The sequence below is a fragment of the Gelidibacter mesophilus DSM 14095 genome, assembly GCF_000423005.1.
In the GTDB taxonomy this organism is placed as follows: Bacteria; Bacteroidota; Bacteroidia; order Flavobacteriales; family Flavobacteriaceae; genus Gelidibacter; species Gelidibacter mesophilus.
The window spans coordinates 24,766-36,453 of record NZ_AUHD01000019.1 but is presented as its reverse complement, the minus strand read 5'-3'; the positions used below and the strand labels follow the sequence as shown (position 1 = coordinate 36,453).

7 protein-coding genes and 1 tRNA gene are annotated in these 11,688 nt (G+C 32.9%); all 8 read right to left on the bottom strand.

The window, feature by feature from the left end:
- Nucleotides 1–357: 357 nt before the first annotated feature.
- The 8 genes from G525_RS0116470 to G525_RS0116435 all read right to left on the bottom strand — a co-directional run bounded on the left by G525_RS0116470 (nt 358) and on the right by G525_RS0116435 (nt 11,596).
- Nucleotides 358–1,440, bottom strand: coding sequence for a hypothetical protein (locus G525_RS0116470; RefSeq protein WP_027127131.1), 1,083 nt, complete (start codon nt 1,438–1,440; stop codon nt 358–360).
- A gap of 3 nt (nt 1,441–1,443) precedes the next feature.
- Nucleotides 1,444–2,943 carry a TlpA family protein disulfide reductase gene (locus G525_RS21910; RefSeq protein ID WP_051209990.1) on the bottom strand — a complete coding sequence of 500 codons (1,500 nt, stop codon included), beginning with the start codon at nt 2,941–2,943 and terminating at the stop codon, nt 1,444–1,446.
- 7 nt (nt 2,944–2,950) lie between these two features.
- The gene (locus G525_RS0116460; RefSeq protein ID WP_157491961.1) at nt 2,951–3,817 is read right to left on the bottom strand and encodes a hypothetical protein; all 867 of its coding nucleotides are present in this window, start codon (nt 3,815–3,817) and stop codon (nt 2,951–2,953) included.
- 20 nt (nt 3,818–3,837) lie between these two features.
- The gene (locus G525_RS0116455) at nt 3,838–5,277 is read right to left on the bottom strand and encodes a RagB/SusD family nutrient uptake outer membrane protein (protein ID WP_027127129.1); all 1,440 of its coding nucleotides are present in this window, start codon (nt 5,275–5,277) and stop codon (nt 3,838–3,840) included.
- Between the two features lie 16 nt (nt 5,278–5,293).
- Complete coding sequence (locus G525_RS0116450) at nt 5,294–8,770, bottom strand: SusC/RagA family TonB-linked outer membrane protein (RefSeq protein WP_027127128.1); 3,477 nt, start codon at nt 8,768–8,770, stop codon at nt 5,294–5,296.
- A 155-nt stretch (nt 8,771–8,925) separates the two neighbouring features.
- A complete protein-coding gene (locus G525_RS21285) occupies nt 8,926–10,086 on the bottom strand; it encodes a FecR family protein (protein WP_169514456.1) in 1,161 nt (386 codons plus the stop codon).
- Nucleotides 10,087–10,161: 75 nt separating this feature from the next.
- On the bottom strand, nt 10,162–10,758 hold the full coding sequence (locus G525_RS0116440) for an RNA polymerase sigma factor (protein ID WP_027127127.1): 597 nt from the start codon (nt 10,756–10,758) through the stop codon (nt 10,162–10,164).
- Nucleotides 10,759–11,520: 762 nt separating this feature from the next.
- Nucleotides 11,521–11,596 (bottom strand) — tRNA-Phe (locus tag G525_RS0116435).
- Between the last annotated feature and the right edge of the window lie 92 nt (nt 11,597–11,688).

Below are 11,688 nucleotides of genomic sequence, written 5' to 3'. Positions count from 1 at the left end.
TATTAACACACAGGCAAAAATGGCACAGTTTGAACCGAAATGCCTGGCACTATGAAACCGAAATCACTGGCACAAATCGAACCGAAGTAACCAAATCCTACTTTGGCATATTACGCATTACGAAAAAAATAGACAATTCATAACTTGAGATTAACTTGAAAGCTTGTTTTAAAGTGTGGTGGAGAAAATTATAACAATTTACAAAGCATCCAAATTACTGTTGGACACTTTTTAACAATTTGTTTAACAAAAAAAAGCCAACTCAAGTTTGAGACGGCTTTCTTTTAATTTTGAGGGCTAATTCAAAGTAATGCATTATAAGCAAGATTAAATCTTGATTAATTTAAATAAATATTGTTATATTTTAATCTCTTCCTGATTTCTCGCAACTAATAAATAATCGGTATACATTGATAAACCTTCCAATTCATTATTAAGTTCTATGAGATTAAAATCATCAGTAATTTGCTTATATATTATCTCATGATACTCTTTCCAGGGAATCTTATCTTTTACTTCAAACAGTGTTACAGTTTCTTTGAAACCTTTAAGCCACTGTTCCGAATTTTCATGTAATACCAATCCTGTTAAGGTATTAAAAGACTTTTCAGATTTCAAGAATTTAGCTAAACGCGGATTATCATCGTAAATTGCTTTAAGATAAGTATGATCTCTGCCCACAAGAAATAGAAAATCATTTTCATCTGACCCATCAATGTGGTTAACTAAATTAGTCTTAATATCCTCCTCTCTTGTACCCCCAAAACCTGTTGATTTATTATTTATGAGTTGCTGAATTATTCTCATGTCCTTTATGGAAATCAGATTTTCAAAACTTTTTAAATTATTAACTAAAAGACTTTTAGTGTTTTTAACAAATAGTTTTCCTTCATCCGATGGATGATCTATAGTATAAGTTTTAAAAAATTTGTCATCCTTTATGACAGCTAATAACGAATCGATCGAGTTAGGAAGTCCTTCTTTTTGATACGGCTGTAGAATGCTATATAAAGTATAACCAAACGTACGAGTTCTGTCAAAATCAACACCTATGACTTCTAGAGGCTGTTCTAAAGTCTTATTGAATTCGAAGATTTCTCTCCACGCTTCTTTCCATCCCTCATAAAAACCACCGTATATAGTATACCCAAGTAAAGATTCATTCCCTGTCGCTAGGTATTTATTATAGAAATAAGCTTCAGCTGGTCCAAATTCTATAAACAAAGTTCTTAATCCTGTTTTCTCATTAAATGACTTAATAAGATGTGGATAAATGCTTGTGGCTACTGAAGATGAATGATTTTCTCCCAACAATAACAGGTTTTTACCTTCTTGCCCAAAAAATTCATCGAAATATTCATGATTATTTATACTAACCTGAGCATAGTTTTTATTAATTATAAAAAAACAAATAACTGCTGTAAAAATTTGAATGCGCATAGATTATATATTATGTTTTTTAAATAACTCAATCAACAGTGGATCAGATGGAAAGGGAGCCGTGGCATCAACTATTTTGCCTTCGGGATCTAATAGAATAAACCTAGGAATCATTTTGATATTATATATTTTAGATAAAATATCATTAGTTTCTTTTTTAGCAATTAATTGATTACCTGTCAGTTTCTTATCATCAATAAAACTTAGCCATTTTTGATGGTCCTTTTCTTTATCAAAGGAAACACTCACGAACTGAATATTCTTACCATGATATTCCTTTTCAAGCTTTTGAAGACTAGGAATTTCCTTAATACAAGGTCCACACCAAGTTGCCCATAAATCAATGTAGGTATATTTTCCTTTAAATTCCTTTAAAGCGACACTTGCACCTTGAGTATTTTCAAATTTAACATCAGGAGCTTCACTACCTTCAAGCATTCCCTCAAGATGTTTATATTTTGTCTTAACCACTTTAGACATTTCCGGATAGTTACCAGATTCATCAAATTCAGAATAAATGCGATTGGAGAAATCACTACGCAATGAATATGCCATGTATTCATATCTTACTTTCTCTGGAAGCTCATCCTTTAACCAATCGTAAAATTCTTTTGCGTTTGGATTATTAGCAGTATACAATTCATATTTTTTCTTTAAAATACCTTGAATATTAAAGAAATACCCAAGACCATTCTCAGCAATAGATTTTTCTATTTTAACGTTATTTAAAAAAGCGTAATAATCATTGGGTAAATTGAGCTCCTTATTCTTGTTATATAATTCATGAATACCAGGATAGCTCACTTTAGCACTAACCAATGAAGAATAATTATTAGTTTCATAAAAACTCACTAAAGAAGAGCTTAGGTTATGAGATGATTTAAAATCATTCAAGAATTTCATTTTTTTCTCGTATAGTTTATCCGCATTCTGTTTGAAATCTTCCGGCTCCCTTTGACTTACGTCATACCAGTTTTTTAAGTATTTGTGTTTGTAATCATTAAATGCTTGATCTTCTTTAATTGCAAATACAATATCATCATCATCTGTTCCTGAAAAAGTCAGTGAACTATTAATGTCCCTAGCATCCAAATTTATCGATACACTATCACCGGGTTTTAGAAAAAGGTGCACCATTTTAAAGTCAAAAGTCCCAGTTTTCATAGTAGTATCAATACCAGCTATTGTCGTATAAGTAAATTCTTCTGTTATAGACTCTTTACCAAATGAAAACCAACCCTTCACTGGGCTATCCACTTTTAATTGTAATTTAAATTTACCTGCGGAATCGAAATCCACAGGTACGTTGACTAAATCCTCTAGGAATTTATATTGATAATAAGAAAAGTTAATAGTTGTATCCTGTATGTTTTTGACTTGTCCGACGAGAACAATTTCATCGTTTCTTATTTCCTTTTTAGAGGCTTCTTTATCTTCACAGCCCAGCCCAACAAAAAAAATAAGGGCTAAGAGTATTGGGTATTTAAATTTTAGATTGTTCATAGTAGTTTTAATTATTTTTTGGATTGAAAGAGCTTTCTTGCCAATTTCTATTAACAACAGTAAGATCAATACCTTCTTGTTTGAACATAGAAGTTACCAGATCGTACTTTCTTTTAATTTGAGGATAAAGATTTAAAATACTATCTCTAGTATTCGGCGGTGTGGTTGATGCCCAGGCGGCATACAAATCAAAATCTTGCTGATTCGATTTGATCAAATTTTGATTACTACTCAGAAAGCCCTTTTCATAAGCTTGATCTAAAGAGGTAACTTGCCAATAATAAACACCCGCATCAGTATTGATATCAACAAATGGGCTGTAGAAGGAATTTGAATTAACAGCATCATTTCTTAAGATGCTGGAAAGTCCATAATAAAAAGTTTGTTTAAGTTTTACACTATCTAAACCCACATTTTTCAAGCTTCCGACTGTTAAATCACCATTTGAGTTGTACCACGTTTTCGAGATGTATTCATAAGTACCAGCAATTAAGTCATTTTTAAAAAGGTAAAAATTTCTTGGCACTATGTGTAACTTATTATTTGCTAAACTATTAATAAACTCCTTCTCAATCATATGAATATAGATTAAGGCTGCCGTCGTATCTGCAGGTATTCTATCAGCAGCTATGGTTAAACCCTCTTCGGAAACCAAATCTTTGTACATTCTAGGGTTAGTAACGTCTGTATATACGACAATACCATAATCCTTGTATAACTGAATAATTCTATCATTTAAGGGCGTTCCTGCAACAATATTCTCTGGTAATTCGTTAGGAGCAACGTAGTCTGCTTCTAATGAAGCCTCACTACTACAAGACAACATATGAAGAGTAATACCTATAAGTAGGGCTAAACGGATTGTATTTTTCATGTTTTTCATAATCTTAAACTTTATCTTGGATTTCTTTGCATGGAAGGATTATAGTCTAGTTCGATTTGAGGAATCTGTAAAATATATCTTGGATCGTTTTCAGAAAGGGTATATGATTTATTATCATATATATGAGTGAGTTCTGGCATACCATATCTTCTTAGATCATACCATCTATGAAACTCCCCAAAGAGCTCTCTTCTTCTTTCATCCCTGACCACCTGAATAACTTTTTCTTGAGTATCATAAGTAGACGTAGAATATTTATAATAATCGGATTCTAAAACATAAGAAGCATCAAACTTTGTTTTTCTAATAGTGTTTAAATCTGCCAATGCCTCTTCCGGTTGGCCTAAAATTGCATATGCTTCTGCTCGATTAAGGAATGCCTCTTCAACCCTAAAGCCTCTTATAGGTTCTCCTAATCGATTTGGAAATGGTCTAAATTTAAAATAAACCCTTCCCAAAGATCCCTTTATATAAGTAAAATAATATAATCTCAAATCCCCTGGTTCATAGAGTGAAATTAAATTATCAGAGATAGCCAAGGCTCCAGGAATATGTACATAATAATACATTTCATTTGAACCATATTTAAATAATACGTTATTATTGGCGTCATTGAAATAATGAACACCTTGACCGTAGCCCCAACGTGTTTTCGCAAATTCCATGGTGTTATTTGAAAGATCGAATAGATTACTGTTTAAATTGATAGTTTTGTCGGCATAAGAAATAACATCATCATATTTTTTCTGATAAAGTGAAACTCTGGAAGCCAATATATTAGCCGATACGGGAGTCAGTTTGAACTTTGAAGTTACTCTTTGATCATTATTGGTCATTAATTCCAAACCTAATTTTAAATCTAAGTTGATTTGATCATATACCTCTTGCACTGTATTACGACTATACGATTCTGATTGGACCGTGGGATCCAATTTTAATGGCACCCCCAAGTCAGTGCTTGCCGTATTTTCATTATAGGGAGCAGCATATAAATTTATCAACTTAAAATATGAGAACGCCCTAAGTACCATAGCTTCGCCTTTAGTATAGGCAATTTCAGAAGCATTGCCCTTAGCCTCATCAACATTATCGACGACCACATTTGCATAGTAAATTGCTTTATAAAGATTCTTCCAAGCTTGATCGTAGCCATTAAACATTGAACTGTGCTCATGGGTGTTTTCAAAGGTAAAAGGATGTAAAGGGTATTCTCCTCTATCAGTGTTGAGATATCTTATATCCTGATCATCAGTCATCATCTCAACGTAATAGTCCAATCCAACTATAGTTCCATAATCTTTGGTTGTTGGATAACCGTAATTTAACAATTCAACATAATCATTAATAGTTTCAGGCTTCAATTTATTTTGTGGCTCTTCTTCCAAAGCTTTGTCACAAGATGAAAAAGCCAACAGTACTAAAAAAGAAAATTTTATATATATTGATTTCATAGTATTCAGTTTATAATTAAAAGGTCACATTAAAACTTAGCATGTAAGATGTTGGTAGCGGCAGTGATTTATAAGGAAATGTTTCCGGATCATAACCAGCCAGTCCTTTATCTGCAAACAGCAATAGATTATTACCCTCTAATTGTACATATGCTCTAGAGAACTTAAATGTCTTAAGAATACTCTCCGATAAATTGTATTGAAGAGTAACGTTGCTTAACCTTAAGAAATCACCTTTCACCACCCGTATATCGCTTTTGTTCCAATAGAATTTATGATTATTCGCACCAGTTTCATTTTTGAGATGGGGTATGTTAGTAAAATTTTCATCTCCCGGCTTCATCCAGGCATTTAAAAGTTCTTTATTTAAGTTTTGGTCAGGAGAATACATCCATGATGTTAGTATTTCTTCCTTTCTAAAATAATTTCCAAAACCGTAGGTTAAAAGTGCGGATAATTTAAAGTTTTTATATTCAAATAAGTTGCTTATTCCTCCTTGATATGGTGCCTCTATTGGTCCATTATAAACAAGATCATCAACCGCAAACTCTAAATCTCTTTTTGATTCAGTGGTTTCTCCATTAGCCAAATTAAAGTGTGCAACACCTTCGTCATCGAGATGACTATAGCTGACAGAGTATAATGAGTTTAAAGGTTTTCCAACGATTGCGGCATCTGGCTTATATGGAAATGGTGATAGCATTCTTGAAACATTAGGATCAATATTTACTTTTTTAACTTCGTTCTTGTTATAAGCAAAATTTATCGTTGTACTCCAATTGAAACTAGGTTTAGGAGCTCGGATATTTCTTGTAGTCAATCCAAATTCAACACCTCTGTTTGATACATCAGCAAAGTTGATTGGTAGGGTAGAAAATCCATTAACTTCTGAAATTCTAGTATACGTAATCAAATCCTCACTTAGTCGGTCGTAAATATCTATTGCTCCTTGAACTCTATTATTAAATAACGCGAAATCTAAACCTATATTTGTACTGTATGTTTTTTCCCATCTCAAGTCTGGATTGGCAGGTGAAGAAATAGTTAATAGATCTAAATCTGACCAATAAGCCGGATTTAGAAAAGATGCCACTATTTGTGGTGTGCTTTCAGAGTTGGTAGAACCCTGTAACCCATAAGACCCTCGTAAAGACAAGTTGTTAAAAATACTTTCTGCCATAAATTCCTCCTCCATAATGTTCCATCTTCCTGAAATTGACCAAGCGGGCTCCCATCTATATTTTGCACTTGAACCAAAAAGATTTGATCCATCGTACCTAATATTGCCATTAATAACATATTTGTCAAATATTGAATACGTTAAAACACCAAAATAAGAGGCGGACTTCGTCTTATAATCCCGAATTGTTAAGTAAGGTGCACCAGCTAATTCCTCTCCAATATTTTCGCTGGTTGAAATAACCCTTCCTCTATCATGAAGATAACCCCATCCTACGGTATTGTCTCCTCGATAATTGTTTACGCGATATTCTCCACCGCCATAGAACTGTAAAAAATGAATATCAGACTTAATGGGGGTATACTCCAGAGCCATGCGCGTCATATAATAATCTTGAAAATTAGAATTTGAAAAAATCACCCCTCCTTTTGGAAGATTACTGTCTGAAGGCGCAGGTTCTCCATAATTAGACCTTCTTATTCCTGCAACTTGATTAGTGTACTCAGTATAATAGGTTTCATTTAACTGACTACTCTTAGTATAGTTTACAACGCCAAAGACCTTTAGGTTCTCTAAAATGTCATAATCAAGCGAAATTCTTGAGCTTGTGCTATTGGTATTAGCTTCTTGATTAGAGTTGGAATATTCATTCATTATATTGAACAAATAAAAGTCACTATGCCCTCTATACATGTTAGGGCTTCCATCGGTGTTATTAAGAGGAAATGTTCTACTTGTATTTATTGCATAATCAAAAGGATTTGGAGTTGATCTTGTGAAATTTGATATACCTGCCGGAACATAACTGAAAGGATAGGAGTTTCTATTTGTGGTAAATGTAGATAGGTAAAACTCTAGATTAAACTTTTCTGATATCTGGCTATTTAACTTAATTGATCCGTTATACCTTTGATTCTTAGTTAGAACGTCGGTTCCGTCCTGATCAAGATATGACAAAGAAGCATAATAATTTACATTTTTGCTTCCTCCAGAAACGGAAAAACTAGTGGTTGTACCTACAGCATCTCTAAACAATTCTTCAAACCAATCTGTGTTATATGTTTGGGCTGATTTAACTTCATCTTCAAATTGTTGCCAATTTTGTAAATCCCTATTCTTATAACGGGCATACGCTCCTGCAAGACCTACAGAATTGACGTTGGCGTCGGAGTTATAATACTGCAAGCCTGAATCGAAATAAAATTTCTCTATGTCAATCCGCTCCTTTGAGTTCATCAAGTTGAAATCATTATATCGGGGTCTTTGAGTCACACTAGTTCCCACATTAATATTAATAACTGGCTTTCCTTCCTGACCACGTTTAGTTGTGAGCACAATAACACCTCCGGCCGCCCGAACGCCGTAAATCGCAGATGCTGAAGCGTCTTTTAAAACTGTAATCGATTCTATATCTTGTGGGTTAATTCCTGATAGAGAATTGCCTATACGGTTTACTAAATCTGGTGTATTGAGTTCCGCAGGAGTTAGCGGTACTGGATCTTCTAAAACGACCCCGTCAACAACCCATAGTGGGGATGTGTTTCCTGTTAAAGTAGATGTGCCTCTAATTTTTACTATCGGAACGGCTCCGACTTCACCAGAACTTTTCACAACAGAAAGACCTGGAATTTGACCTTGTATTAAATTATCAATTTGCGGATTCCAAGCAGGAATATCTTTAGTTTTAATTGTGCTAATTGCACCAGTGCTCTTCTTTTCTACGATAGTATTGTAGCCCGTTAAAATAATCTCAGATAAAGAGGCCACATCAGGCAACATCTTTATATTTATTATCGACTCATTTGTAACTTCAACTATTTGTGTTTCAAACCCTATAGAAGAAAAGGTTAAAAAATCTCCCTTCGCTCCTTTAATAGAGTAATTTCCATCAAAATCAGTAGACGTTCCCTTATTTGTGTCTTTAATTAACACTGTGACACCAGGAAGAGGTAAATCTTTTTCATCTGTAACAATACCTTCAATTGTTTGCTGAGGGTAAGAAGCTCTCTTGTTGTTAACGATAATGATTGTGTTATCATCAGAGATTTCAAATTTATAATCACTATTCGAAAGGCCCTGCTTTAATAATTCTGAAACCATAATTTCACCTCGAGTTAACTTAATCTCAGGTGCATTTTTGAATAGACTTCGCGGATAAATAAACTCATAGGCCGTCTGATTCTTTATAATTTTAAATACCTGATCTATAGTTGCGATTTGGTCTTTATAAATGGTAACTTTCTCTTGAGAGAATGTAGTTTCTGCAGTAAAACTAAAAACAGTCGTACAGAGTAAGAATATCAAGGTTCTCATAAGTGTAAGGGATAGTTGTCTTTTAAAAGACAAACAGGTTGAGACTAATTTATTTTCCATAAATTTGCAAGGTATTAGTTAGACATTAGTTTAATTATCAAGCTGGAGGGGCGAAGTGAAGCATCGGGAAATGAGTAACTTCGTTCTCTCTTTTTTTAATTTAAGATTACTTTTCTATCGCGTATTTCATAGCTTTTAATACTGCCGACACTTTTAATGTTTTTGAGAATACTTTCTATACTTCTGTCTTTATAAAGAACACCTACAAACTCAACGTTTTCAATATCTTTATTCTCAAATATTACATTCATATCATACCATCTCGATAAGACGGTCATAATCTCTTTTAAAGATTTATTTTCAAAACTAAAAACTCCTCCTCTCCATGACACCTCATTATAAACATTCACATTAGAAATGAGTCCTTTGTGATCTAAAATGTTAAATGCATATTGTTGATTTGGACGTAAAGTTTGTTTAGTATCGGCATGGGACACTAAAACTTCACCTTCCACCAGAGTGGTATAAATACTTGCTTCATCTTTATAAGATTTTACGTTGAACTGAGTTCCAACAACTTCAACTTTCTGACCTCGAGAAATTACTTGAAAAGAATCGCCATTGTGCAGAGCACTAGGCGATACTTCAAAGTATGCCTCCCCATATATGAGTTCAACTTCACGAGAAGTTCCTTCAATAAAATTTATAGGATATTTCAATTGGCTTTCAGAATTAAGCCATACTTTAGTGTTATCAGACAATTTGACTAAAAACTGACCACCTCTTGGAATAGTCAAATAATTGTATTTAACATCATTCATATTGAGTACACTTTCAGCATCCACTTCATTATATACAATCTCATCCCCGTTACTATTGACATTTCGATTTTCGTATAATTTTCCTTTTTCTAAAAGAACGATTGAACCATCCTCCAAAGTTAAAGAGGCTTTATTGGTTCCGATTTGAATATTGTTTTCAACTAATTCCAAGTCTTTTGAAGTACTTAGGATATCACGATTTAAAACGCTGTAAGCAAGAAGTCCTCCAAGTAAAATCACAGCAGCGTACTTTAATAAATTCGTATTAAAAATTGAAATAACCTTCTTTCTTTTAAAGCTTCCGATACCTAGTTTTTCTTGAATATTGTGATATATTTTTTCTTCAACAACTTTCTTATGTTCATCCTCCCAATCACTGATTTCTTGATGACTTTGGAAAAAATTAAAAAGAGATTTAATCTCACTCACGCTGGCTTTACCAGACAGAAATTGCTCAATAAGAATTAGAAACCTTTGCTTATTATTTGTATCCATTTTTTTCTTTGAAAGAGTCATTATATATTAATGACGAATAAATAGGGATGAACACCTGCTTAGTAGCTAAAAAAATTAATTGTAGTAATAATTGATAAGAAAAACAATATATGAAGTGGTTGATATTGAGCTCAGTGAGCATCTTAAAATTTTGAGAGCTTTTGCTATATGACCTTCAACCGTACGTGGAGAAATATTTAATTTACTAGCGATTTCTTTATGACTCAGATTTTCATTTCTGCTTAGATTAAAAACAATACGGCATTTTTCTGGAAGTTCGCTTATCACCGTCTCAAGGTATTCATTGAGCTCCTTGTCCATTAGCTTGGTTTCAGGATTGGAAGTTTGTATCCGTTCATTAAAGTTCTCCAGTAATTCAACTGTAATAGAAGATTTGTTTTTCCTGAAATAATCATATGTTTTATAAATGGCACTTGTATAGAGATAACTTTTGAATGAAACCTTTATCTCAAGTCCTTTTCTTTTTTTCCAAATATGAACGAAAACATCTTGAACGATATCTTCGCTGATCTGTTTGTTTTTAACAAGATTAAATGCAGCGAAATACATTAGTTCCCAATGTTCCTTGTAGATTGAGGCTAATGCAGATTCATCATTGTTATTTAGACGATGAATTAAATCTCTTTCTATTAAACTAAGTTTAGAGGACATATTAAATTTTTATGTTAACGAAGTTAAAAAAATTAACGTATTTGTAACATTAATTAGAAAAAACCTGTTATATGTAAATTTTAAATTCTCTTATATTGCCTATTGGAAGTTTTTCTTTTTATTGGATTACCTGTTGAAATGTGCTTTATGCTGAACTATTAATCAACTTGATCACATATTTAAAATGATAATAAGCAGAACCTAAAAATAGAGGTATTGACATTAGCAGACCTTTTCGTTACAGTGCTATTATGGAAACTATCAAATATGATTCTACAAGAAGATGCTTGATAAATTAATTTGGTTCCTCCACTGCAATTTTATAACAAAAAAGGAGAATGTTAATATGACGGGGAGTTAAGTTGCAGGAAAGATTAACATGAAATAATAAATTGTCATGAAGTTGGCTTAATAGACAACAAAGTGATGTTCTTTAAAACTAATGATTTATTTTTAGTATTAAAAAAATAAATTTTGAAGGAACCAATTTAAAACAGATTAAACTGGAAAGACAAGATCTGCACTTCTTGGATGATTTTAGGTTAAGACTGAATATCAACAATTTGAATTAGAATTTGCCAAGAAACAATTTAATCGCTGATAGTTTTATCATTCAATCAAAGGGGAATTGCAAAGAATGCGGAAGAAATGTTCGCTTAAATGGATTTATAAAAATAATCCTTATTCAATCGTACATGTTGTCCCTATTGTTGTCCCCTTAAAAAGCAAAAACCCCATAAACACAGTGTTTATGGGGTTTCCTGGTGGTGCCTCCAGGAATCGAACCAGGGACACAAGGATTTTCAGTCCTTTGCTCTACCAACTGAGCTAAGGCACCAGTCTCTTAATGAGGATGCAAATATAGAAGCATTTTTATTATTCGCAAAAATAAAAGATATAAAAATTGCTTTTGTAAATTTGCAGCTTTTA